Genomic DNA, 25,150 nt, shown 5'->3' with positions numbered 1-25,150 from the left:
TATCATTTGTTGCTTCGATAGTTCCACTGCATACGCTTGAGGCGATCTATCGATCTGCAGCAGTCACCTTAGTTGTGCTCGGAATGACTTCGAGAACCAATCTCAGCTCCACCAGCAGGGCATGATGCTGATCGAGAACTTGGATGCTGATCATAGAAATTGGGTCCTGCGGAAGGCCGTCAGCCGCCATCTCCGCCAGGGTGACCTTTGCCTCTTTGATCGCCGCCTGTTCATCTGCGAATTCGAACGCCCGATCTTCGGCGCTGAACCCTTCCTGATCAGTTGTCCTGAAGTAGAAATTTGGCATGTGATGTTCTCCTACTGTCATATCGATACACGGGCTGCCGCGCAGTCGCTTCAACCTCAGAACCGGAGGGATGGCCGCCTAGCGTGTTGTGACCACGTTCTTAAGCAATCGGGTGACATCGACCTCGATCCGCGCGCAATCGGAGTCGAGTTCGGCCACATGACTGGAATTCCGGCCTTCAACTGCCCGCACCTGGTCGCGCTGATGAGCCGCAAATCCGTACGCGCGCAGGAGATCTTTCAGCTCGGGAACGCGCAAAAGCTCGATCTGGGGACGATACGTGGGCAATTGTATCAGTAAGCGCGAGCGCCCTATTGCTTCGAAATCCAACGACGTGCCTCCTAAGTTATGTTTTGGGCATCCAGTCGCGAAGGGCGAGAAAAGTTCCTCATGCCACGTGCGGACGGGGGTGTTGAGGCCCCGAAGGGCGACGTTGCCGCGCTTGTAGGGCTAGGCGCTTGCTGGCTTCTCTGTCGACGCTCTCTAGAAAATAACATTGTGTTTGAGGAACCGATTGGAGGTGCCCCGGTTTGGAAGGCCACAGCTACAACGGAGTATCCAATGGCAGGATCAACGGAACCACCCTGCTCCGCAGGGCGGCGGCCAGCAGAGTCGCCAGGGGTGACCAAGGCAACGACCAGGGTGGCCAGCAAGGGGGGCCGCAGCGAGATCGAGGTGGCACGGGTACTCCTCTTCCAAGAGTTTCCAACCTGAGGCATGGCCGATGACCGACCATCAGGTTAAGCAATGATCGCCAACATTTGTCTTAACTGTAGTTGCGGGACCTTCGCCATTTGCTCCGCGTTATACACACCGCAACGCGGCGCACGTCCAGCCATGTCTGAGCGGCCTTCGTTAATGGCACGAAAGGAGAAACCCACCGGCAGGCGTGACTGCGGGCATGGGTCTGATCCCTAGCTAATTGTGGAGATCTGAATGAAAATACTGCGCGACAACGGCCTGACGATCGTATTGCTGCTGGCCTCGTTGGGCACGGTGGTGGGCATGCTCTTTACCGGACTCCACGTCTATAACGACGAATTGGCCGAACACGGAGGGCAAATGGTAACGCTGCCAGCTTACCTTATAAGCGGTCATTTCCTCTCCGCCTTGTTCGAGAATTGGGAGTCGGAGTTTTTGCAGATGAGTGCCTATGTGGTGCTTACGGCGTTCCTGTTCCAACGCGGCTCAGCAGAGTCAAAAGATCCCGACGAGCCGTCATCCCAGAATAGCAACCCTGCGGACGACCAAGACAACGCCGAAGCACCGCTGCCCGTAAGAATGGGCGGCATGGCAAGCTCTCTCTACTCCTATTCGCTCGGTTGGACATTGTTTCTCCTCTTCGTACTCAGCTTTCTAATGCACGTGAGGGAGAGCGCGTCTGCGCAGGCGGTTGAGGCCATGCTGCATGGGCAGCAAGCACCTTCGATTGGCGAACAATTCTTCAGTGCGAGGTTGTGGTTTGAGTCTTTCCAAAATTGGCAATCGGAATTCTTATCGACTGCAGTTCTCGTCGTCCTATCGATTTTTCTGCGGTTTCGTGGGTCCCCTGAGTCGAAGACGGTCTCCGACCCTCATTCCAAGACAGGAGCATAGACAGGTAAAAGGGCCGGCGGATATTTACTTTTGGATGTCCTAGCGCTGACAATCCGTTCACGACAGCGCTCGAGAAAAACCAGGTTCCGCTGCTGCGCCGACCATCGCGATGGCAGCTACTCTGGCTGTTTCCATGTTCGAATGTTTCCGCGTCGTTCATCGACAGGTGGAGTGGCAGCGCTACGCTCACTCGCCGCCGCGCTCGCGGCTTGCCGAACCATGCGGCGCACCCGCCTTGGTAGCCCTGATAACGGTGTTCCGATTCCCTGCGCGGGCTCGCAATTCCGCGGTAGCCCAGCCCGCGCAGAATTTCTGACCGATTTCGCGGGGAGAAGGACCTTGGTCGTGGAAGACGTCCGCCCCACCTCCTGGGCTCGGGCGAAAGATTCATCTGTTGCACCAAGCCGGGCGTTAAGGAGGCGGTGCTGTGAACACGAAGCTGCATACTGACGGATCATTTCAAGCCATGCGTCAGGCGATCGACGATGCGCGCCAGGCGTTCGCGGGCGGAGGCGCCGATCATCATCGCGACGCCCTGCAACACCTTGGTCGCGTGGTAATGAACTCACTGGCTGAGATCATTGAAACTGACGGCGGCACAGATGGTTACCTCTACGACGCCGACGGCATCGCGCAGGATATCGAGGATTGCTACCAAAAGCTGGTCGAGGAGGAAGAGGCGGCGCAACCGGACAACGCAGCGCGCCAACCTACTCATGGAACGATGAACCTTCGACAGCAGGGAGTGGGGCGATGATCACTGGCCCGGACCTGCTGCAGATTTCCCTTGCACGCATAAACATGGAGCGCTCCGAAATCGAAGAGGCCGGCGTGATCGATAAGGGTATCGACGGCGACAAAGCATGGTCGAACTTCGGACGCGACATTGATACTTTCATTGTCAAGCTGCGGCAAAGTCGACTCGCTGCGTTAGCCGCGATGATCCAGAGACGAGCAAATCGTCTACGTTGACGGCATCTGGGGGGAATGCGGGATGGCTCGTTGAGCGACGGCTAGGAGCGGACCGTGGCGCGCGCTAGCGGCAACAGAGGTGCCGTTGCCGGCAGTGTCAACAGCCCGTGATTATTTCCTGACCCACGGAACGTGCTTCCTGCTCGATGGTTGGGTAGGTCTCTCTCAATAAAATGATCGGACCCTAAAATGCCTGAGAAGACATTGAACGACCTCTTCCTTGACACGCTGAAAGATATCTACTTTGCCGAAAAGCAAATCGTGAAGGCCCTTCCTAAAATGGCCCGCGCCGCCCAGTCGGAAGAGGGCAAAGCTGGTTTCCTGCAGCATCGTGATGAGACTGAAGGACAGATCGAGCGTCTCGAGCAGGTGTTCGAACTGATTGGCAAATCTGCCCGCGGCAAGACCTGCGAAGCCATCCAAGGGCTCATAGCCGAAGGCGAAGAAATCATGGAAGAATACAAGGGCACGGCCGCACTGGATGCCGGCCTCATTTCGTCGGCCCAAGCCGTCGAACACTATGAAATTGCCCGCTATGGGACGCTCAAATCGTGGGCCGCCCAGCTTGGCCTCGATGCGGCCGTCCCGCTCCTCGACGCTAATCTCCAGGAGGAGATCGCCACCGATCAGAAGTTGACGGCACTTGGTGAGGTTGCGGCAAACCCGAAGGCGTCCAAGCGGGCGGCCGAGTAGACCACCTCAACGAAAGCCGCGCACATAGTTGGTTTTTCATTTCGCATCGGCGTCGGATGGTCGGTGGCGCATTGCGACGGCACACGACCGGACGACCAAAACGCCCCTACCGTTGCAGACTGCACGCAACCGAGGCATCTCATCACCCTTTTTGCCGACGGGCATGGAACCTTTTCATGCGGCAATGTTTGGGTGATGGCGCTTTTCAACCGTAACCGCTCCAGAACAATCACGATCTGGTTTCATGGTTAGCAGCGGTTGGGCCGCGTTTAGCTTAAGGAGGTACGTCGATGGGTCGCGGTATTCTACTCTGGCTACTTGGTGTCCCGATACCGATCATTATTCTGTTGATGCTTTTCATGCGATAGGAGGCTGCCATGGCACCGTCAGTGCTTGCCGATGTTTCAACGCCGGCCGAATCATCTGTTCCAGCCGTCAGCTGGGCGCCGATCATTGCAGGTGCCTTCGCGGCCTCTACATTGACGCTCATTCTCATGCTCGTTGGCTCCGGCCTTGGCCTTACATTGATATCACCGTGGTCTGGGGAATCCGCCAGCGCCACCACTTTCGCGGTCTCAAGCGCCATCTGGCTGGTGATCGTCCAATGGCTCTCGTCGGGCCTGGGCGGCTATCTGACCGGGCGCTTGCGCACCAAATGGGTCGGGCTTCATACCGACGAGACCTTTTTCCGTGATACAGCGCATGGCTTTCTGGCCTGGGCGCTAGCAACGATGCTTGTCGTGTTCGTCCTCGGCTCCGCAACCTCCGCTGCAGTCGGAACGGGGGTGAAGGCAGTTTCCTCAGTCGCGTCAGGCGCGGCCCTTGGGGCGTCAGCGGGCGCAACGAGCGGTCCTGAGGTGGGCGATTCGAACGGGATGCCGTCTTATTTTGTCGACTCCCTTTTCCGTCCAACCGATCCCGCTCGCCTGACGGCGCCGGGCGCCGAGGGCGATGGAGCCGCAGCAGCGCAAGCTTCCCGAATTCTGGTCGCGAGCGCTGCGGCTGGCGAAATGTCGCCGGAGGACAAGACGTATCTGGTCCAGTTGGTCGCGGCACGTACCGGGTTATCGCAGGCCGATGCGACAACCCGGGTCGATACGGTACTTGCGCGGATCGAAGAGGCCAAGGTCGCCGCTCAGAAAGCTGCTGACGCTGCCCGAAAGGCGGCTGCGACATTTGCCCTTGTCGGCGCCTTATCTCTCATCATCGGAGCATTCATAGCGAGTGCCGCAGCCGCCCTTGGTGGACGACAACGGGATGACCTCGAAACGCTTTCCTGAGGGTCCTTCAGCTAAGCTTTGCATTCTACCTCTTCCTCGACGTCCTTTTTGCCGGGGCAATGGCTGCCTCGGCATCGCTGATCGACGTGCAGGCGGGCGCCGCGATTTCACTATCGCTCTGCTTGCTCTACTGCTCGTCGTCACGACGAAGACCAAGGTGCTTGGCAGGTCTGACCCAACTGATCCAAAGGAGATCACGATGAAAGCCCTTTGCTGGCATGGTAAGAACGACATCCGGTGTGACAGCGTCCCCGACCCGCAGATCGAGGACACCCGCGATGCGATCATCAAGATGACGGCCTGCGCAATCTGCGGCTCGGACCTTCATCTTATGGACGGATACATCCCATTCATGGAAAAGGGCGACATCTTGGGTCACGAGTTCATGGGCGAGGTCGTCGAAGTCGGGAGCGACAACAAGAAGCTCAAAGTTGGTGATCGGGTCGTCGTGCCCTTTACGATTTGCTGTGGCGAATGTCCGCAATGTCTCAAAGGCAACTGGTCTCTATGCGAGCGCAGCAATCGCACCCCCGAGAACGCGGCGAAGGCATTCGGCTATCCGACAGCGGGTCTGTTCGGCTATTCTCATCTAACCGGCGCTTACGCCGGCGGTCAGGCCGAGTACGTCCGCGTCCCCTATGCCGATATTTCGCCTATCATCATTCCGGGCGGAATGACCGATGAGCAGGCTCTCTTTCTCGGCGACATCTTTCCAACCGGTTGGATGGCCGCTGCGAATTGCGAGATCGAAGCCAGCGACATTGTCGCGGTGTGGGGATGTGGCCCGGTCGGCCAGTTTTGCATTAAAAGCGCATTCATGCAGGGCGCCGCCCGCGTCATTGCCATTGATAATGTACCGGAGCGGCTCGCTCTGGCGCAGTCGGCTGGCGCCGAAATCATCAATTTCGATGAAATCGACTGCACGATTCCCGATTATATCAAGGAAATGACTGGCGGGCATGGCGCGGAGAAGTGCATCGACGCAGTTGGCGCCGAGTCTCATGCCACCGCCTCGTTCGACGCCATCGTTGACAAAGTTAAAGCAGCGACACTGATGGGAACCGACCGACCCCACGTGCTGCGCGCGGCGATTATGGCGTGTCGGCCGGGGGGAATCGTCTCCGTGCCTGGCGTCTACGGGGGCGTTCTCGACAAAATTCCGTTCGGCGCGGCGATGAATAAAGGGCTGACCATCCGCACGGGGCAGACGCACGTCAATCGCTATTCGCTCGAGCTGCTTCGCCGGATCGAAGAGGGCGAAATCGACCCTTGCTTTATCATCACGCACCGTGCGACGCTTGAGGATGGTCCCGGTCTCTACGAGACCTTCCGCGATAAGAGGGATGGTTGCATCAAGGTTGTGCTGACCGCCTGACGAATGACGGCGGACGCGTTGAGAACGGAAAAGGACACAGACGACGTGCCCACACCAATGCAGGCAACGAGAACGACCCCGAGCATCAACATTGTCGGCATTTGCGACAAAATGCTCTCGCAAAGCCCTCGTCATTCTTGACGGGTCACGGCGTGCGCTAGGAAACAGGGGTCGAGCCGTTAACGGGCCGAGGGCGGTCGTCGGCATAACAGCAACGACAAAGATGCCAGAACGGTCGCGCAAGACAAGTAGAAGAGGCCTGAGCTTAGGTCGCTACACCAGTGACAGGGTTCACTTCCGGTTTTTCACTCGTATCCTTGGCGTCAGGACCTTGAACGGTTGGCGGCGCGATCGATTCCTCGTCGCGGTGCTTTTTGCGATCGGCGGGGTGATGGACGTCTTCCGGCTTCGCCTGCTCAGGCTTTGCATTGGTGTCTTTGGTTGCCATAGCGATACTCCTTTCCAGTACAACGGGCCTGGGTGGGGCGGGTTCCGCATACGGAGGTTTGATCGCGAAAAAGCTGGCCCCGAAAGGCGACTGACGAGCCCACAAGGCTGCGGTGTCAACGAGGGATCAGAAGCAGACCTTGTAACCTCGGCCGACGAAAAAGGTGGCTTCCCACCTTCAATTCTGCCTCCTCAAGGACACGATGGGCGCGAATGCTGACTAGCTCTATAGGCCGATCGGCCACCAACTCCCCACCTCAGGTGGCGCGATCTCCGTTCGGCTCAGCAATTCCTGCGTTGAAGAGTCCTCCTGAACTTCGCCAATCACGTAGCTGTCGTGGCCGACAGCAGGAGTCGCATGCTGCTTCGATGAGGTCAGAGACGAAGAACGGGATTTCGCTGGCGTCCATCTGACGTCGCCTTCAGTCATGTTTGGCCCTACTCTGAGGGCGGGGAACTGAGCGGCCGCCCGGATCGATAGGAGCGAAGCTCACGCGTAACCCGCTGGACACGATTAATCTGGTCATTCACCTGCGTGACCGGGATCGCCACTACCGTGAGCGGGACCGTCACCAGTGCCGGGGTCGCCGCCACCGCCGTGGCCCGGATCATTCCCGCCCGTGCCGGGGTCGCCGTCACCGCCGTGGTCCGGATCACCCCCGCCCGTGCCGGGGTCGCCACCACCGCCGTGGTCCGGATCACCCCCGCCCGTGCCGGGGTCGCCACCACCGCCGTGGCCCGGATCACCATCGCCCGTGCCGGGGTCGCCAACATTGCCGTGGCCCGGATCGCCAGCGCCGGGGCCGCCGCCACCGGTAGATGGGGTGCCTGGGTTTCTGCCAGCACCCGTTTTGGTGTCGGTCTTACCCGGATTGCCTTTCGATATTGTCGGGACGATTGCACTTGTCACCGCGGCCGACAGCGGCTCGCATTGTTCTTCTGCAGCCTCGACCATCCGGTTTGCCGGCCCACGGGGACTGCACTGCCCGGGGAAAACGGAGCGCTCAATCATCTGTCCTTGTGCTGGGGTGGCTGTCGATAAAAACCCGGCCGACACCAGGGCCAGACCGGTGGTTATCAGAAGTTCACGTATCGCGTTCATTTTAGCCTCACTAAATTAGCTTCATGCAAAATAAACTTGAGTGAGGGAAATGGTTCCGTCCGACGCCTGGCATGGGACCTTTGTCAGCGCCTGTGGGACCAAGGTCCCATGTGGAGGATCTTGGCCCCGCGTCTGAAAGCGAACCGCAGGGACGGAAAGGCTGTTCTGGTGTCGTTGTCAGTCCAGGGCGGAGTAATAAAATCGCTGCGCGAATAGTCTATTGCTAGGGGCTGGCACGGAGAAACGGAGCCTGGAAGCGACCGAGCGATCACAAAAAGGAATGGCCCCGTCGCGGGACGACGAGGCCAGAGGCGCTTATCGAAGAGACTTCACTTGGGGACAATCGTGAAGCTCGGGCCTGATCTCGATCGGGGAAACGGGATCAGGACAATTGAGAAACGCTTGCGTTATGAAAAGGTTCCTGGCCTCCCAATAAGAAACGGTCCTGAAGTCAACGACGGGGCCGGGAAGTGCTTTGTTGGGCCAGGAGGTTGGAAAAGCGCTGGGCCCGAATTGGGCTTCTGCTTCCCGACCTTAATCCGTTCCTGTCTCTGTTGCGGCGATGGCGCTGGGCCTCAGTTTCGCTAAGGCCATCAGGCGCATAGTTTTTGGAGTGGTAGGCAACGGTAAAAGACAGCCCCTCCAGAGGGCGGGCAAGTAGGCCCGCGGGGGGGGCGGGATTTTTTGATTGTTATTCAATCACCCGTTGAACCAGTGCCGGGATCCCCGCCGCTGCCGGTGCCATGATCGCCGCCACTGCCGGTGCCGGGATCGCCGCCACTGCCGGTGCCAGGATCGCCGCCACTGCCGGTGCCAGGATCACCGCCGCTGCCGGTGCCGGGATCACCGCCGCCGGTGCCAGGATCGCCGCCGCTGCCGGTGCCCGGATCACCGCCGCTGCCGGTGCCAGGATCACCGCCGCTGCCAGTGCCAGGATCACCGCCGCCGCCGGTGCCGGGATCGCCGCCACTGCCGGTGCCAGGATCGCCGCCGCTGCCGGTGCCGGGATCACCGCCACTGCCGGTGCCGGGATCACCGCCGCTAACAGGGGTACCCGGGTTGGTGTTACCGCCCGGACCGGTGGCGGTCCGATCCGTTGTGCCATTCGTTGTCGGGGCGATTGCGTTTGTCGCCGGCAATCGCTCACATTGTGCTCCTCCGGCTCCATTGATCTTGTTTGCGTCTCCAATCGGACCACACTGACCCGGGAAAATGGAGCGCTCGGCGATTTGCCCTTGCGCCGGGACGGCTATGAATAAGAAACCTGCCGACACCACGGTCAGACCGGTGCTTATCAGAAGTCTATGTATCGTGTTCATTTCGACCTCACTAATTTAGCTATATGTTATGTAATCTTTGGTGAGGAGAAAGGTTCCGTCGGACGACTCGGCTTAAAAACTTGCCTGCAGGGCTAGGGTACTATCCTGAGTGTTTTGGGCGCCGTTTAGGGCGAGCTTTAGTTCCTCCGGTTGAACAACGAGATGCTGCGACCGTCGTGTCTAAACGAAGCAAACTGCTTCCGCGAAATCTTGGGGGCATGAAAAGGAATGGCCCCGTCGGGGCGCGACGAGGCTAGGGGATCTTGTCGAGAGACTTCACTGGGGACATTTGTGGGAGCCCTGCGCCTAACCCTCTATCGGGGAAACGGTATCAAGACAAAGTGAGAACACTCGCATCTTGAAATAGTACCTGCGCGCCAAAAGAAATGACCCCGTCCCTTTGGACGGGGTCTTAGAGCGCGCGTGGTATACGAACCGTGCTACACAATAGGACTCCCTTCTTAAAACTATCGATGGAAGCCCTGCCTTTGATCCGTTTCGGGAATTGATCATCGGTATTCGAGAACGGTTGCCGATGCGGAATGTTCCCTCGTCGGCGGAGGACCACCAGCCCGAGACTTTTACGCGGCCATATGGGACTGAAGCCCGATGGCGGAATCGAGAGCCTGTCTCGCTTCGCTTTTGAAAACGCCAGGTTTGCACAGGCCCGCCCGACCTTTACCCTGTCGCGTTTGCCGCAACTTGGGTGAGCTGCCCTCAGCAGCAGGCGGAACCCGGCGGTACCGAACCAGATAGCGTTCTGGTAGGGAGGTTTCATCCGTATTCCCAAACCGATACTCTCGCGATGAAGTTTTACAAGTAGGTCAGCGGGCCTGCTGGTACGTGGAATGTTGCGTTTTGGCGCAAGCCGTTTCGAAGACCCTTCGTGTGAAGGCGAGATCTTGGAGGCCAAGATCTTGGATTGCGAGTTTGGGCCGAATGCGCACCGACACCTCGCAAAAAAGGAGCGGAGTGCGCGCCATATCGGGCTTCGACGAAGCCTCAAAAGGAGTGCTCAAAAGGTGAGTGTGCAATTACGCCACCTTCATTCTCCCATCGATTGATGGGTTCAAGTTTTGTCACTGCGGGCAGGGGCGAGTTTCAGCTCGATACAGGCCTGCCTTGGCAGCCCGATCCTTGCTTTGTGAACCTGATCAACAATGCTTCCAGCGACGGCGAAAGAACTTAAAGCCGCTTGATCGGCAACGCTCGAATGACAATCTCTTGCTGGCCAAACGCGCACTCCAATTCATGGCGATAAACCCGCCACCATAGCTGGTCGAGGTTTTCTGTCATTACTTCCGCCACAACGATCTGATCACGCTCCATTTCAGCTCCGGATACCCAATTTCCTTCCGCGGGAGCATTCCTGTAAAACGTTATGCCGCCGAAGGCCTCCGCAAGTTGTTGCCGAACGGTATCGAACATTTGGGAACCGAACGGTTGCCCATCCCGTCGTTTGAGAGGCAGTAAGATCTGGATAAGATGCATGTTCGGTTCCTTGATTTCGAGCAGTCCCATCCTCTAATTGCCAGGTGGTTTCTTCCAGCGAGATAAAAAGCCACAGTCATCGTCAATGACCTGCCCCTCGTAGGATCAGAAATGCTTGCGGACCACTGCTCTCACTCTTCGCGTAAAGTCATTGCCGTGTTTCGTTGGACGCCGCCAACCCACCCTGCAAAGCACCGCGTTCAACCACCAGGACCGAGAAAGGCGCCTGCGGAAACAGTATCGGCTGCAACTCCCGCGGCTTCAATCGCCTCCTGCTTGGCCGCAGCGATGCTTGTGGTGGTAAGTCTTTTCATACCGCTCGACATGCGTCCGTGCTTGCAGGCTTCCACATTGAACAGGTGAGGGTGAGCCAACAAGGGATTTGCACGATCCCGCCCGTATCGCGACACCTCATGCCTTAGGGTCTTGTTTCTCTCCCGCGCTTTTGCCGTCGGAGCTTCGCGAACGCTCCTCGAAACGTTCCTCCCCTTTTGCCAGGGGGCTTCCTTTTTGGAGTTCAATCCGGCGCTCCTCTCGTTGGGCACTCTCTTGAAGCCCTCGCGCAGACTCGTTGCCCTCGGGTTGTTCATCCCTCGGCCCTTGAGCCGAGAGCGCCGCGGAGGACGACTTTTGTTCGGCGTCAGGCATTGCTGAACTCGCGCTCGCGGCCTCATCGGCCGAGCGAAATCTCTTCAAAGCTGCGCGAACCTCATCTTCTTCCCATCCAGCCTCGACGGCCGCGGCGACCAATTCGGTTTCAAAGTCTCGCCAACTGTCCCGCCCTTCATGAGCTGAAAGAATGGACGAGAAGCACTGGTAACAGTCGGCCGACCTCTCCAACGTGCCCTTCGCAGTCCTTGGGGATGCAATGTATGTCATGATCTCGGACCTCGTATCTGACGGAGCGACCAGGCAGCGAAGTGCAAGGACCTGCATTCGCTATCACTGGCGCGCAAACCTTCGGCCTTTCAAAATGTTCCTGGGAATTTCATACGGAGGGTACGTCGTCGGCCAGGCAAAAAGGCGTGACATGGAGCCGTTGCCGCAGGATCGGAAACTCCTGAAGATCCGTGCAGCCGACGTCGTTGCGCGCGCTTCACCCAGGTTACGTAACAATCCTCTCGCGGGGGGCCCTCTAACCACAGGCTCATCGCCTATGAACTGCCTTGCCCAGGCTTGCAAGCAATTCGCCACCTGAACTCCTCCCGGCGTCTGGCGCGATGAACTCTATCAACCCTTGAACGAGCGCAGGTGTCTTTTCACATTTGGACGGAACCACCGTCTCTCGTGCGGGTTTCACTGATGGCCGGCCGCCAAGTTCGTTCCGATGGAGAAGTTGCAATGGTAAATATCAAAGCAAAGGGGTTTGAAAACCTCGCGCAGTTGCAAGAACATCTGGCTGAGCTCGAGGAAGAAAGCCCTGCAGACGAGCAGGTGCCGGAAGCCTCCCCTTCCCCACAGGAGCAGATCGCAGAATTGCGCCGAGAGCTCGCTCAATTGCAGGCGCGGCTGGTGCCAATTCACGCGAAAACAGAGGGGTTGGACGTTCCATCGCGCCGGGACGTCCATCTGTGGTTGAGGATCGTCATAGCGGCGGCGACAACGCTCGTACTCGCCCGCGTGGTTCAACACTTTCGTCCCGGAGCACCGGGTGCAGCGATCCTACCGTTGCTTACGGCTCGACGTGACGGCAGAATCTGATCCCTACAGGCAAAAGGCCACGGTGAATACTTCGGGAGGATCCTATGTCGAACGACAATGGAACGGATGACAGAAATAGCCAGCCAACAGCACCTGGAACCACGTTCGGACGCTCGCTCGAAAGCCAGGCGCAAATGGCGGACGCGCGAGTTGTTGCGACTGGTGAAGCGGTCGAAACCCTCAACGTCTACCGGCTTGTTCCCATTGCGGAGGCAAATGATCCCCGCTGGGCAAACGCTCCATCGCACGGCGTGGTTGTGGTGGCTGCGCGCACTGCCGGGGATGCCCGGGTTGTGGCGGCCGGCGGCGAGCTGGATTTCATGGAGGTCGACGCGGCTCCTGCGGAGGACGTAACGACGCTGCAGGCAAGTGCGTTTCGATCCGAAAAACTTTACAGCGTGGTCGAGATTGAAAGAGGAAGATCGGATCTCAGGAGGGGCGTACTTTCCGGTGCGATCTCGGTCGGCAACATCCGGCCGACTCAGGAGTAGAATCATGTAATCCGTTACCGTCGCCAACATCTTACGACCAACCTTGGGTCGGGGGAGACAATTTCCACCGCCTTGTACTGTCTGCATTCCACCCATTGATGTTGAGAAGGGGGCCGAGACAAGTGGCCCGGCATTGACCGGGATGTCCCCCGCCTCTTCTGCTTTGTGCAACTTGGCTTTTCTTCGTCGAAGGCATCGCGTCCCATTGGACCAGAGCGTTCCAACAAGCCGCGCGGTGCCCATGGCAATTTGTGGGTCGAGCGCTAGATCTATCTTGCCTCAACGGAGAACACCAAGGTGGGAAGACAAAGTGGCGATGTCCGGCGTGACAATATGGGCTCAGTCGATCCTCTGGACCCGGCAATCATGGCGGGCGAAGACGCACGCGCCTTGTTCGAAGCACTGCTCGCGATGAAGCGAGGAGACTTCTCGGTCAGGATGAGGCTTGACCTGGATGGTATCACAGGAAAGATAGCCGATACCTTCAACGACCTGGTCGCCGCCAACCAGAAGATGGCTCAGCAGCTAGCGCACGTTGGTCAAGTGGTGGGGCGCGACGGACGCACAAGCACCCGAGTCCGCTTCGGGCTTTCCGACGGGTCCTGGTCCGATATGGAAGACTCCATCAATACGCTGATCGATGATCTCGTATGGCCCACGGCTGCCGTAACCCGTACGATTGCCGCAGTCGCCAAAGGCGATCTTTTGCAGACCGTTCCGCTCGACGTCGATGGTCGCCTCCTCAAGGGGGAGTTTTTAAGATCCGCGAATATCGTCAATACGATGATCAAACAGCTCAGCGTATTCACCTCGGAAGTCACGCGCGTCGCCCGTGAAGTCGGCACTGATGGCAAGCTCGGCGGCCAGGCGCAGGTCCCTGAAGTCACCGGCGTCTGGAAGGACCTCACCGAAAGCGTCAACTCGATGGCGTCAAACCTGACGGCACAGGTGCGCAATATCGCCGAGGTTACGATCGCGGTTGCCAACGGCGATCTGTCGAAAAAGATCACCGTCGATGTCCGCGGCGAAATCTTGCAGTTGAAAGAGGCCATAAACACGATGGTGGATCAGCTTCGCTCTTTCGCCTCGGAGGTAACGCGTGTTGCACGCGAAGTGGGAACGGAAGGAAAGCTCGGCGGCCAAGCGCTCGTGCCAGGCGTTGCCGGGACCTGGAAGGACTTGACGGACTCCGTCAACGCCATGTGCGGCAATCTAACGGCCCAGGTTCGAAACATTGCACAGGTCACGACCGCGGTTGCCCGAGGAGATCTCTCGCGCAAGATCACTGTCGACGTGTCGGGAGAAATCCTTGAGCTCAAGGAAACCATCAATACGATGGTCGACCAGCTGAATGGCTTTGCAGGGGAGGTAACGCGCGTCGCCCGTGAGGTTGGTACCGAGGGGCGTCTGGGCGGGCAAGCACAAGTCCCAGGCGTTGCCGGCACGTGGAAGGACTTGACCGACAGTGTGAATTCCATGGCTGGTAACCTCACGGCTCAGGTTCGAAACATCGCCGAGGTGTCGACCGCCATCGCCAACGGCGACCTTTCACGCAAGATTACCGTCGACGTGAAAGGCGAGATCCTTCAACTGAAAGAAACGCTCAACACCATGGTGGACCAGTTGAACCGTTTCGCTTCCGAAGTTACTCGCGTCGCCCGCGAAGTCGGTACCGAGGGCAAGCTTGGCGGTCAAGCACAGGTTCCAGGCGTTGCTGGCACCTGGAAGGATCTCACTGAAAATGTGAACTTCATGGCATCGAACCTGACGGGCCAGGTGCGAAACATTGCCGAAGTCACGACGGCCGTGGCAAGGGGCGATCTTTCGCGCAAGATCACCGTCGACGTCAAAGGCGAAATCCTAGAGCTCAAGAATACCATCAATACGATGGTCGATCAGCTCAATGCCTTTGCCGGCGAGGTTACACGCGTGGCGCGCGAGGTCGGGACGGAGGGCAAGCTTGGGGGGCAGGCGCAGGTCTCCGGTGTCGCGGGCACCTGGAAGGACTTGACCGATAGCGTCAACTCGATGGCCGGCAACCTGACGGACCAGGTCCGCAACATCGCCGAGGTCGCGACCGCGATTGCCAACGGCGATTTGTCGCGCAAGATCACCGTCGATGTCCGCGGCGAAATCTTGCTCCTGAAGGACACGCTCAACACGATGGTCGATCAGCTGCGCTCGTTCGCGGGGGAGGTGACCCGTGTGGCGCGCGAGGTCGGTACCGATGGCCGACTGGGTGGCCAGGCTGTTGTTCCCGGTGTCGCCGGCACATGGAAAGATCTGACCGACAACGTCAATCTGCTTGCGGCCAACCTGACGACCCAGGTGCGCAACATCGCCGAAGTCACCACGGCTGTCGCGCGCGGTGATCTCTCCCGAAAGATCACGGTCGACGTCAAAGGGGAAATCCTCGAACTCAAAAACACCATCAACACGATGGTCGATCAGCTCAACGCCTTTGCAGGCGAAGTGACGCGTGTGGCCCGCGAAGTGGGTACCGAGGGAAAGCTCGGCGGACAGGCGCAGGTGCCGGGTGTCGCTGGAACCTGGAAGGACTTGACCGACACGGTAAACGTCATGGCTGCCAATCTGACTGAGCAAGTTCGTGGTATCGTGAAGGTGGTGACTGCTGTTGCAAACGGGGACCTCAAGCAGAACCTGACGGTTGCCTCCAAAGGCGAAGTTGCCGCTCTTGCCGAGACGATCAACAACATGACGGGTACGCTTGCAACCTTCGCCGACCAGGTCACGAGCGTGGCGCGCGAAGTGGGTGTCGAGGGCCGGCTCGGCGGGCAGGCAAACGTTCCTGGCGCCGCCGGGACCTGGAAAGACCTCACAGGCAACGTCAACTTGCTCGCGGCAAACCTGACGACGCAGGTCAGAGCGATCGCTGAGGTGGCGACGGCTGTGACGAAAGGTGACCTGACGCGTTCAATCCAAGTCGAGGCCCGCGGCGAGGTGGCCGAGTTGAAAGACAACATCAACACGATGATCGGCAACCTAAGGCTCACGACGGAGCGCAACACCGAGCAAGACTGGCTTAAGACTAACCTGGCCCGGTTTACCAATATGTTGCAGGGGCAGCGCGACCTGACATTGGTCGGGCGGATGCTGCTGTCCGAGCTCGCAGCGCTGGTCGGCGCACACCAGGGCGTCATCTATAAGGTTGATAGCGACGAGCGCCGGTCGACACTTTCGCTTTTGTCGACTTATGCCCACGGGATCGATGCTACCCACCCGGCGCGTCTGGATTTTGGTCAGGGGTTAATCGGACAATGCGCGAGCGATGCACGCCGTATTCTCATTACCAATCTGCCGGACAACGTCGTTCCGATCAGTTCAGGCGTGTTTTCCGCACTTCCCAAGAGCGCGATTGTGCTGCCCGTTCAATTCGAGGGTCAGGTCAAGGCAGTCATCGAATTAGCCTCGGCTGGCGATTTTACAGACCTGCAGTTGTCGTTCCTGGACCAGCTGACGACATCGATCGGGATTGTGCTCAACTCGATTGAAGCGAACATGCAGACAGAGGGACTGTTGAAGCAATCGCAGCAGCTGGCAACGGAACTTCAAACCCAACAGAGAGAGTTGCAGCAGACCAACGAGCAACTTGAACAAAAAGCACAGCAGCTCGAAGAGCGAAACGTCGAGGTCGAAGGCAAGAACCAGGAAATCGAGCAAGCCCGCCGGGCTCTGGAAGAAAAAGCGACCGAACTTGCACTGACATCGAAATACAAATCCGAGTTCCTTGCCAACATGTCCCACGAGCTGCGGACGCCGCTAAACTCGATCCTCATTCTGGGTCAGCAACTAAGCGACAATCCCGACGGAAATCTGTCGGGTAAGCAGGTGGAGTTCGCCAAGACAATTCACGGAGCCGGCACCGATCTCCTCAACCTCATCAGCGATATCTTGGACCTTTCGAAGATCGAGTCCGGGACGGTTTCGGTCGATGCTGAGGAGATATTCATCAACAACCTGCTGGAGATGATGTCGAGGCCATTCCGCCACGAGGCCGAAAACCGCAACCTCAGCTATTTGGTGGAGATCGGCGACGACGTTCCCAGAAGCGTCATCACAGACTCCAAGCGATTGCAGCAGATCCTCAAGAACCTGCTGTCGAACGCGTTCAAGTTCACCGCAGAGGGCGGCGTGACGCTACGGGTGACCGCGGCAACGGAGGGCTGGTCTTCGGATCACCCCTCGCTCCAACACGCTCCCTCAGTGATCGCGTTCGAAGTGTCTGACACCGGGATCGGCATTTTGCCGGAGAAGCAACGCATTATCTTCGAGGCATTTCAGCAGGCTGATGCTTCGACCAGCCGCAAATACGGCGGCACCGGGCTCGGTCTCGCCATTAGTCGAGAACTAGCAAACCTCCTTGGCGGAGAAATTCAGTTGCGCAGCACCCCCGGGATCGGCAGCACCTTCACGCTCTTTCTACCGCTGACATATGTCGGTGCGTCGACGGCGCTCAAATCTGTTCCCGCTCCAACCAATGTGGTGCAACTGGCGGAGGCTGCAGCCGCATGGCGCGGCGAGAAAGTGGCTGAACAGATGGATGACGATCGCGACGTGATTGAACCCGGCGACGTTGTTCTTCTGATCATCGAAGACGACGCTCACTATGCGCGGGTTCTTGTCGACCTTGCCCGTGACAACGGCTTCAAGGTCCTGGTCGCCAGCCGCGGTAGCGACGCATTGGATCTCGCCCATGAGTTCAAACCCGCCGCGATATCGCTCGACATCTTCTTGCCGGACATGCTCGGATGGACCGTACTGAGCCATTTGAAGCAGAGCGCGGCAACACGACACATCCCGGTCCAGATCATCAGTCTCGATGAAGACCGGCAGCACGGCCTCGCGCGAGGTGCCTTCGCGTTCATGACCAAGCCCACCACCGCACATAGCGTGGGCAAGGCTTTTTCGCGATTAAGAAACTACGCCGAGCCCCGTCGCAAACGCCTCCTTCTCGTCGAAGACAACGAGGCCGAGCGCCTGAGCGTCACCGCACTCCTTGGTGACCATGACATCGACATTGCGAGCGTGGGGTCCGGTGCGGAGGCTCTGGTCGCCCTCCGTAACGATCCCATCGACTGTGTGGTTCTAGACCTGACGCTCCCCGACATGACCGGCTTTGAGGTTCTGGAGAAGATTCGGGACGACGATGACATCGTTGAAGTGCCGGTTGTCGTATTCACGGGGCGAGAACTCTCTCCGGAGGAAGACGCACGACTACACTCCATGGCGCGCAGCGTCGTCGTGAAGGGGGTGGAATCGCCGGAAAGACTCCTCGACGAAACCGCGTTGTTCCTCCATCGGGTGGTAGCTGACATGCCCGCGGCGAAGCAAACCATGCTCGAAGAGCTGCACAGTTCGGATGAGGATCTGCTCGGGGAGGCCGTGTTGCTCGTCGATGACGATGCGCGTAATATTTTTGCGCTAAGCAGCGTGCTGGAACGGCGGGGTATGCGGGTGCTGACAGCGACGACCGGCAGCGAAGCCATCGAGGTCCTTCAAAACGAACCAGGCGTTGCCATCGTTCTCATGGATATCATGATGCCCGGGATGGACGGCTATGAAACCATGCAGGTCATTCGATCGGATTCGAAATTCCGCAGGCTGCCCATCCTTGCGCTCACGGCCAAGGCGATGAAGGGAGATCGCGAGAAATGCCTGGAGGCAGGCGCTTCGGATTACCTTGCAAAGCCGGTCAATACGGAGCAACTGCTGGCAGCTCTTCGTATGTGGCTTCATCGTTGAGGGTTTGGGCATGAATCCTGTCAACATTCTTCTTGTCGATGATCAACCGACGAAATTGCTGAGTTACGAAGTGGTCCTCCAGGATCTGGGTGAAAATCTCCTGAAGGCGCAATCCGGACGGGAAGCTCTGGAGCATCTTCTTCGAAGCGACATCGCGGTAATCCTGGTCGATGTGTGCATGCCGGAACAGGACGGGTTCGAACTCGTCAGCATGATCCGCGAGCATCCGCGATACCAAAACACGGCGATCATCTTCGTGTCGGCCGTCATGATGGCGGAACCCGACCGATTGCGCGGTTACGCCGCTGGCGCCGTCGATTATGTCTCGGTCCCGATCGTACCGGATGTCCTACGTGCCAAGGTTAGGGTCTTTGCGGATCTCTACCGCAAGACCCGCGAGCTCGAACGTCTCAATGCGGAACTCGAGAACCGAGTCCGCGAGCGCACAGCCGAGCTGGAGGCGTCTGCGACCGAACTCCGGCAGCTCAATGAGGAACTCGAACAGCGCATCGAACAGAGGACGCGCGAACGAGAGGCAGCGCTTGCGCAACTGTTCGAAGCGCAAAAGCTCGACACCGTGGGTCAATTGACTGGCGGTGTTGCTCATGACTTCAACAACCTGCTGATGGCGATCCTCGGCAGTTTGAAGCTTTTGAAGAAGCAGCTCCCTCAGGGAGGTAAGAGCGAGCGGCTGGTCGAAAACTCGATCCAGGCGGCCGAGCGTGGTGCCGCATTGACCCAACGCTTGCTGGCGTTCGCCCGTCGTCAGGAACTGAAACCTCAACCGATCGATTTCCTCGATCTTTTTCAAAACATTGAAGACATACTCGTCCGCGCTCTTGGCCCCGGCATCGACGTGCGAAAACACATTCCCGCATCTCTTCCGCCGTTGCTCGTCGATCGCAACCAGCTCGAGCTTGCCTTGCTCAACCTGTTCGTGAACGCTCGCGATGCGATGGTAGGTGGCGGCACGCTTGGCGTGTCGGCTGAGGAGGATTTAACATCGATGCCCGTTAACCTCAAGCCGGGTCGCTACGTGCGAATAACGGTTTCGGACAGCGGTGAAGGCATGGACGAGGCCACTGTGGCGCGCGCGACCGAGCCATTTTTTACCACCAAGGGGCAGGGAAAAGGGACGGGGCTCGGCTTGTCGATGGTCCACGGCCTTGCAGCTCAATCCGGCGGTGCGTTGAGCCTTTCGAGTAGAAAGGACGAAGGCACTACCGTCGCGCTTTGGTTGCCCGTCGCCGAAGATTCCGTGCCGGCGAGCACGCCCTTGGAAACCACCGCGCTCGAGGTTTCCCAAGTCCAAAGTCCTTTGAGGGTACTTGTAGTCGACGACGATGTTCTCGTCAGTATGGGGACAGCCGCTATGCTGGAGGATCTCGGCCATACCGTTGTGGAGGCATCTTCGGCAGCCACCGCACTCGAGATCCTTGGATCGGGACATACGTTCGATCTCGTTATCAGCGACCAGGCGATGCCAGGCATGACGGGTGCGGAGCTGGCACGTTTGATTTTCTCGTCCTATCCGGGTCTCCCAGTGATCCTTGCTTCGGGATATTCTGAGTTGCCCGACGACGAGGGACTTCAGGCGCTCTTGAGAATGACAAAGCCGTTTACGCAGGAAGAACTACAAACAACGATCGGACGCGCGGTGGCCCACCGGGCCACAGCCGCTTGAGAACTTCGTCACGTGCTGAACATCGCAGCAATGAAGAAGCGTTCGGAATTCTCGCGGCTGTTGAAGTAGTAGACGGCCAAAAGGGAAGGACACAGCCGATGTCTGGTCCGCCGCGTCGGCTTGGATGACCGTTTCCGAACGCCGCTAGGCGACAGCCTCTATCCATAGCTCGCGCGTGCCAAGCCACTTCAACATTTCCAGCTGACGATAATCAAAGAAGCTGCGGGTGGCGTGGGGGGGAGACGATCGCTGCGAAATCTTTCACGCGGAACCTGCCGGCGGCAGACTGAGCTCAGGCGTCACCTCAGAGAGCGGCTTTCTGCAAGCTCACATCTCGATCACGACGATGTGTACTTTGACAAAGGAACGGGAGTTTGGCTCGATGGTTCGTCCGACATCTACTGGATCAAGAGGAGATTCACGATGCTAAAAACAATGTTAACGGCAGCTGCGCTGTTTGTTGCAGCGACGCCTCCCGCATTTGCCCTATCGGATATCGTGTGTGACCAATCGAACATGTCAAAGCTCGAGAAGGACGTAAAGAGCATCAAAGACGAGATGAAGAAGGACTACGCCAACAAAGAACTCGCCATGGCAAAGGACGCGCTTGCATCAAACGACAGCGACAAATGCAAAACGCACATGTCGAATGCGATGAAAGGCAATGACCCGATGTGATGGGTGAGCGGATTCGGAGGCTCCCTTTTCAAACCGGCCCTGTTGCATGCCCAGACGGAGTGTTGATGCAATATATCGGAGCATTGGAGTGGTTGCCCTTCCTTTTCGCTCGACTCCAGCGGCGCGAGCGCTGCAGCCACCTCAAAAAAACTTGAGGCCCTCGAGGGAGTCGGAGGGTCTCAAAATGCCCACGTCGCCTTCGTGCCACGCGGTCTTTTAAGCTGCCCCCTCAACCTCTGATCTGGTGCCGGACGCGGAAAGCTTCGCTCCAAATGGTTCCCGCCGCTCCTAAATCAAAATAGTCCGCCCCGCCAAGGCGGGCAGACAACGTCACCAGGTTTGCCGGCCATACCAGTCGTCGATGTTCTTGCCGGACGCGATCCTTCTCGAGGCCGTAAGGCTTCCTGAATCTTCACTTCTAGCTGATCTTGTTCTTCCCCTTACTTGATCAAGATCGTCGTCGGTGAGTTTGCCCTACTTTCCTTGATTTTTCCCTTGAATTGCTTGCAGTTACCTTCATGCGATCCGGCGGCGAAACGCCTGGCGGCTCCTTTGTTCACCGGTTCGTCCAGATTGGGGTTTGAGGAGGGTGATCGACATAACGGCCGCTTCGCTTCGCGGGATGGCTGGCGGGTGTGAGGCTGCAGAAGAGGACTAGATTTCGATTTGGCTTAGGAAGCGAGCAAGTGCCTTCGACAATTCCTCGGGTGCTTCCTCAGCCATATGATGGCCTGAACTGATGGAGTGGCCCTCGAGGTTCGTTGCCCAGGGGGTCCACACCGCCAGAACATCATCGTAGAGATCCGCGAGGTCGTCCAACCTGGACCATAGACACAACATCGGGCACTCGATCAACCGGCCGGCCCGCCGATCGGCGAGGTCGTGTTGCCTATCGACACCCAGCCCAGCCCGGTAGTCTTCAAGCATACCGTGAACAACGGAAGGATTGCGGGTGGCGGCTCGGAAGTCCTCATAGGCAGCCTGACCCATTGGTTCCATTTCGCCGCCGTACCACGCATCCGGATCGGCAAGGATTGCGCGTTCCGGCTTATCAGGGACGGCAAAGAAAAACCAATGCCACCATTTTCTCGCAAACTGCTCACCAGTTCGTTCGAGAGCTTCCAGGATTGGAACAGCGTCGAGTACGACCAGGTGCGTGACGCTGTCGGGATGATCCATTGCGAGCCGAAACGCGGTGTAGGCGCCACGATCATGCCCGACAACGGCAAATTGAGTATGTCCAAGCGCCCCCATCAGCTCGACGCATGCGGCAGCCTTGGCCCGTTTCGACGAGCCGGAGTGGTCAGGCGTATCCTGCGGAACATAGGATTGACCAAATCCCGGCAGATCTGGACAGATAACCCGAAAGGTGTCTGCCAGCCGCTCCGCCACCTTCCACCAGGTGACGTGGGTCCGGGGGTGGCCGTGAAGCAATAGAACAGGCGGACCGCTTCCGCCATGTCGCACCCGCAGCTGGCCAGCTGTTACAGGTATCGTTTCAAGTTTGAAGCCCTCGAACATGGTAGTGCCATGAGTGCCATGGGGCCGTTTTGCATTATATCCGGGCCGCAGATCGGTTAGTAACCGAAGAAACTCTAGCAAAGTCCGATAGTTCCAACCGAGTGTCTGCCTCCCCCAACAAATCGTGGGCCCCACGGGTTAGCATTCGGAACACGTCCGACGCCCTGTCACGCCGCCCATTCTGGCCATCATCACGTCCGCAGGACTTCGTCCATTTGTGTCTCCCGTCGGCGCAACGTGGGAATTTTACTTCGGCGCTTTTGGCGAATTCTCGCCCGTCAATGGTCGAAGAAAGCCACACGGAGGGATAGCGGCGGCATGAGACCCTTCCAGCAGTTACGCTCGACAAGCGCGGAAGCGTCCGCTTGGGGGCGAAAGCGACGAGCGCCCTGCGGAACGTTCAAGCTTCTCGCCGGTTTTGGCCTGAGAGAGGAGCCAATTATGGGAATCAACGAATCAAAAAGCGGCGCGCGAGGTACTCCATCACATAGGCTTGGGATACTTGTCCGGGGCCGATTGGAACTTTCCGTCTTTTAGCGCGCTTATCGGATTTGCGGCCAATGCCAGTCGAGCGATGATGCCCGCCTGCCCAGATCAAGGAAAAAGACGATGCGGAATTCAGTTGCCGCGGTCATTGTCAGCGTTTCGCTCGGCGGATGCACCGCCGGCGTCGCGACTTACGGCTTCTCGCCAAACTTAGAACCGATACCCGGTAGCATCACCTATCGCGGCCAGCCTCGCACCAAGCTGACGAAAGCACCTGTGGGCAGCATCGTGCCACACGAGTTTCGAGACCAATTCGGTCGGCGCGTTTCTGAGATCTATGTCATTCAGCCGGATCGCTCTCTTCGTCTTGTCTCCCGACGCAGGCAGACATTTGATTTTTTCGATGACGATTAAGGGGGCTTGGCATCCGTAGATTGACGGATGAAGAAATCGCAGAGGCGATAACTTTTAAGCGGCAAGAGGTCGATGTGACGAAGTCAAGGGAAGCCGTGGAACCGGGCAGGGGGCGAAATGCTTCAACGCCTGAAGAGATACCGCCGAAAGGCATTCGCGATGTCTTTTGGCGTGTTGTTTCAGAAATGTTCGAGGAGCGTGTTTTCCTGATCGCGGCGGGGGTGAGTTTCTATCTTCTGTTGGCACTCTTTCCCGCTCTTGCTGCCCTCGTGTCCTTTTACGGCTTCATCGCCGATCCCATCGACATCGGAACCCATATGAGCGTGCTGGACGATCTGTTGCCACCCGGGTCTTACGCTTTGATTTCGGACCAGTTGAAATCTTTGACATCCCAGAAGACGACAACGCTTAGTTTCGGTTTCGTCAGCGGCCTGTTCATCTCGCTCTGGAGTTCTGCCAATGGCATTTCGGCGCTTTTTGATGCCATGAACGTCGCCTATGGCGAAACTGAGAAGAGGACATTCGTCACCCGGACGCTGCTTTGTCTCGCATTCACGTTCGCCGGGTTGCTTTTTGCGGTGGTCCTGATCGTGGCAATCGGCGTCATTCCCGCCTTGCTGGCGTATCTGTGGCTCGATCGGTGGACTGAAATCCTGACGAGGACGGTGCGGTGGCCGATGATCCTCTTCCTCGTCGCTATCGGCACGGCCTCGATCTACCGGTACGGGCCGAGCCGCGAGCGGGCGAAGCTACGGTGGCTCAATTGGGGTGTCCTATTCAGCACGTTTATGTGGCTCGCCGCCTCATGGCTCTTTTCCTTCTATTTGCAGAATTTCGCGAACTACAACGCGACTTACGGCGCTCTCGGCGCGCTAGTGGGTTTCATGATGTGGGTATGGATTTCGACGGTTATCCTCATCATAGGTGCTCTGATTAACGCGGAGCTCGAACACCAGACAGTCGTCGACTCCACCACCGGTATACCCCTCCCGATGGGTGAACGCGGCGCCTACGTTGCTGACACACTCGGCAAAGCTGCCGACTAGGCGCGTAAAGCCACGTCGGTTCGCGCACCGCTCTCCGAGGCGGGGATCTGCAGACCCGAATGAGCCGATCACTCTGAAGGTCGGGTGTGCGCACCGTCAGCAAGAAACGCTCCAACGACCGACGTTGTGGCGCGTGCTCAGCTCCGTTATAGTGACACCGACACCAGTGCGCTCGGCGTTCGCACTTCGACGAAACCTCAAGCCGCGGCACATCGCGTTCGCTCATCGCTATGAATGCGCGATCTCCCAGGTCATCCGCCCTCCGGGAAGCGCGTGCACAAGTCCAGGGTGAACCGTGGTTAGGGATCCTGCCGTTGCTCCGACACGAAGCCGAATGGCCGGTTCCGCCCAACGTCGGGTTAGCTGTGCCCTTCGATTTCCGCGGCCGGTCTGCGAGCAAGTCCGAGAGTTCGCAAACTCCTGCTTCGTGAGGCCGATGCACTAGCGCATACCCGGCAAACGCAAGCCGCCGCGGCGCGCCTCTCAGTAGATCCTGGCGCATCTGCGAACCTCGCTCTTTTGTGGGCCTTCTCCGTCGTGCCACTTTGATCAAGCTCCTTCCCGGCGCCGATCTCAGGCGCTGAGTGAATGCCCGCAGGGGCGGTCAACTGCCTCATTGCTACGAACGGCAATTGTCGGAGGCCCCGGGCGGGAGGTCCTGGTGGAGCTCACCGCTCGACCCCAAAATACAGGCCATATAGTCCCAGATCGTGAAGGGGGGTCGCACAGCGGCCCTCCAATGTTTCCGATAGAGATGGCAAGCCAGATAGGGCTATAGGCAAAA

The 25,150-nt window shown here is 58.3% G+C and carries 20 protein-coding genes and 1 pseudogene; 14 read left to right on the top strand and 7 right to left on the bottom strand.

The window, feature by feature from the left end; translation table 11 throughout:
- Positions 1 to 46 precede the first annotated feature (46 nt).
- Both FA04_RS34025 and FA04_RS35525 read right to left on the bottom strand, forming a co-directional pair.
- Positions 47 to 307, bottom strand: coding sequence for a DUF6894 family protein (locus tag FA04_RS34025; RefSeq protein WP_034800021.1), 261 nt, complete (start codon positions 305 to 307; stop codon positions 47 to 49).
- Between the two features lie 78 nt (positions 308 to 385).
- Positions 386 to 637: a hypothetical protein gene (locus FA04_RS35525; protein WP_029742831.1), complete on the bottom strand. Its 252-nt coding sequence runs from the start codon at positions 635 to 637 to the stop codon at positions 386 to 388.
- A gap of 606 nt (positions 638 to 1,243) precedes the next feature.
- On the opposite strand from FA04_RS35525, the gene FA04_RS34015 reads away from it, so the two are divergent.
- From FA04_RS34015 to FA04_RS33990, 6 genes are all read left to right on the top strand, one after another.
- Positions 1,244 to 1,903, top strand: coding sequence for a DUF6766 family protein (locus FA04_RS34015; protein WP_029742833.1), 660 nt, complete (start codon positions 1,244 to 1,246; stop codon positions 1,901 to 1,903).
- 427 nt (positions 1,904 to 2,330) lie between these two features.
- Positions 2,331 to 2,660, top strand: a complete 330-nt coding sequence (locus FA04_RS34010; protein WP_127890444.1) for a hypothetical protein — start codon at positions 2,331 to 2,333, stop codon at positions 2,658 to 2,660.
- Complete coding sequence (locus FA04_RS34005) at positions 2,657 to 2,875, top strand: hypothetical protein (protein WP_051659527.1); 219 nt, start codon at positions 2,657 to 2,659, stop codon at positions 2,873 to 2,875. The genes FA04_RS34010 and FA04_RS34005 overlap by 4 nt, the downstream gene beginning before the upstream one ends.
- 189 nt (positions 2,876 to 3,064) lie before the next feature.
- On the top strand, positions 3,065 to 3,568 hold the full coding sequence (locus FA04_RS34000) for a YciE/YciF ferroxidase family protein (RefSeq protein ID WP_029742835.1): 504 nt from the start codon (positions 3,065 to 3,067) through the stop codon (positions 3,566 to 3,568).
- Between the two features lie 377 nt (positions 3,569 to 3,945).
- A complete protein-coding gene (locus tag FA04_RS33995) occupies positions 3,946 to 4,848 on the top strand; it encodes a membrane protein (RefSeq protein ID WP_034800018.1) in 903 nt (300 codons plus the stop codon).
- Positions 4,849 to 5,047: 199 nt separating this feature from the next.
- The gene (locus FA04_RS33990) at positions 5,048 to 6,223 is read left to right on the top strand and encodes a zinc-dependent alcohol dehydrogenase (RefSeq protein WP_034800017.1); all 1,176 of its coding nucleotides are present in this window, start codon (positions 5,048 to 5,050) and stop codon (positions 6,221 to 6,223) included.
- A gap of 265 nt (positions 6,224 to 6,488) precedes the next feature.
- On the opposite strand, the gene FA04_RS33985 is transcribed toward FA04_RS33990, so the two are convergent.
- Positions 6,489 to 6,671: a hypothetical protein gene (locus FA04_RS33985; RefSeq protein WP_029742934.1), complete on the bottom strand. Its 183-nt coding sequence runs from the start codon at positions 6,669 to 6,671 to the stop codon at positions 6,489 to 6,491.
- 555 nt (positions 6,672 to 7,226) lie between these two features.
- On the opposite strand from FA04_RS33985, the gene FA04_RS35520 reads away from it, so the two are divergent.
- Positions 7,227 to 7,712, top strand: a complete 486-nt coding sequence (locus FA04_RS35520; RefSeq protein ID WP_156553158.1) for a hypothetical protein — start codon at positions 7,227 to 7,229, stop codon at positions 7,710 to 7,712.
- Positions 7,713 to 8,463: 751 nt separating this feature from the next.
- Here the strand turns inward: FA04_RS35520 and FA04_RS36510 are convergent.
- Together FA04_RS36510 and FA04_RS33970 are read right to left on the bottom strand one after the other, a co-directional pair.
- On the bottom strand, positions 8,464 to 8,790 hold the full coding sequence (locus FA04_RS36510; protein ID WP_156553156.1) for a hypothetical protein: 327 nt from the start codon (positions 8,788 to 8,790) through the stop codon (positions 8,464 to 8,466).
- 1,486 nt (positions 8,791 to 10,276) lie between these two features.
- The gene (locus tag FA04_RS33970; protein ID WP_234798844.1) at positions 10,277 to 10,612 is read right to left on the bottom strand and encodes a hypothetical protein; all 336 of its coding nucleotides are present in this window, start codon (positions 10,610 to 10,612) and stop codon (positions 10,277 to 10,279) included.
- Positions 10,613 to 11,923: 1,311 nt separating this feature from the next.
- On the opposite strand from FA04_RS33970, the gene FA04_RS33960 reads away from it, so the two are divergent.
- From FA04_RS33960 to FA04_RS33940, 5 genes are all read left to right on the top strand, one after another.
- Positions 11,924 to 12,283, top strand: a complete 360-nt coding sequence (locus tag FA04_RS33960) for a hypothetical protein (protein WP_034800013.1) — start codon at positions 11,924 to 11,926, stop codon at positions 12,281 to 12,283.
- A gap of 44 nt (positions 12,284 to 12,327) precedes the next feature.
- Positions 12,328 to 12,774 carry a hypothetical protein gene (locus FA04_RS33955; protein ID WP_034800012.1) on the top strand — a complete coding sequence of 149 codons (447 nt, stop codon included), beginning with the start codon at positions 12,328 to 12,330 and terminating at the stop codon, positions 12,772 to 12,774.
- A gap of 333 nt (positions 12,775 to 13,107) precedes the next feature.
- Entirely contained in the window at positions 13,108 to 18,537 is a 5,430-nt protein-coding gene (locus tag FA04_RS33950) for a HAMP domain-containing protein (protein ID WP_051659525.1), read from the top strand.
- A gap of 10 nt (positions 18,538 to 18,547) precedes the next feature.
- A complete protein-coding gene (locus tag FA04_RS33945) occupies positions 18,548 to 20,221 on the top strand; it encodes a response regulator (protein WP_034800010.1) in 1,674 nt (557 codons plus the stop codon).
- 423 nt (positions 20,222 to 20,644) lie between these two features.
- Complete coding sequence (locus FA04_RS33940) at positions 20,645 to 20,899, top strand: hypothetical protein (protein WP_034800008.1); 255 nt, start codon at positions 20,645 to 20,647, stop codon at positions 20,897 to 20,899.
- 330 nt (positions 20,900 to 21,229) lie between these two features.
- On the opposite strand, the pseudogene FA04_RS36270 reads toward FA04_RS33940, so the two are convergent.
- Positions 21,230 to 21,459: pseudogene (locus FA04_RS36270) on the bottom strand (CsbD family protein).
- Positions 21,460 to 21,553: 94 nt separating this feature from the next.
- Positions 21,554 to 22,420, bottom strand: a complete 867-nt coding sequence (locus tag FA04_RS33935) for an alpha/beta fold hydrolase (protein WP_034800006.1) — start codon at positions 22,418 to 22,420, stop codon at positions 21,554 to 21,556.
- 609 nt (positions 22,421 to 23,029) lie between these two features.
- On the opposite strand from FA04_RS33935, the gene FA04_RS33930 reads away from it, so the two are divergent.
- The gene (locus FA04_RS33930; protein WP_034800005.1) at positions 23,030 to 23,320 is read left to right on the top strand and encodes a hypothetical protein; all 291 of its coding nucleotides are present in this window, start codon (positions 23,030 to 23,032) and stop codon (positions 23,318 to 23,320) included.
- Between the two features lie 47 nt (positions 23,321 to 23,367).
- Positions 23,368 to 24,366 carry a YihY/virulence factor BrkB family protein gene (locus FA04_RS33925; RefSeq protein ID WP_034800038.1) on the top strand — a complete coding sequence of 333 codons (999 nt, stop codon included), beginning with the start codon at positions 23,368 to 23,370 and terminating at the stop codon, positions 24,364 to 24,366.
- Positions 24,367 to 25,150: the final 784 nt, after the last annotated feature.

Origin of the sequence: Ensifer adhaerens (genome assembly GCF_000697965.2) — a bacterium.
Lineage (GTDB): Bacteria > Pseudomonadota > Alphaproteobacteria > Rhizobiales > Rhizobiaceae > Ensifer > Ensifer adhaerens.
Note: the sequence above shows the minus strand (reverse complement) of the source record. Positions and strands in the feature narration are given on the sequence as shown.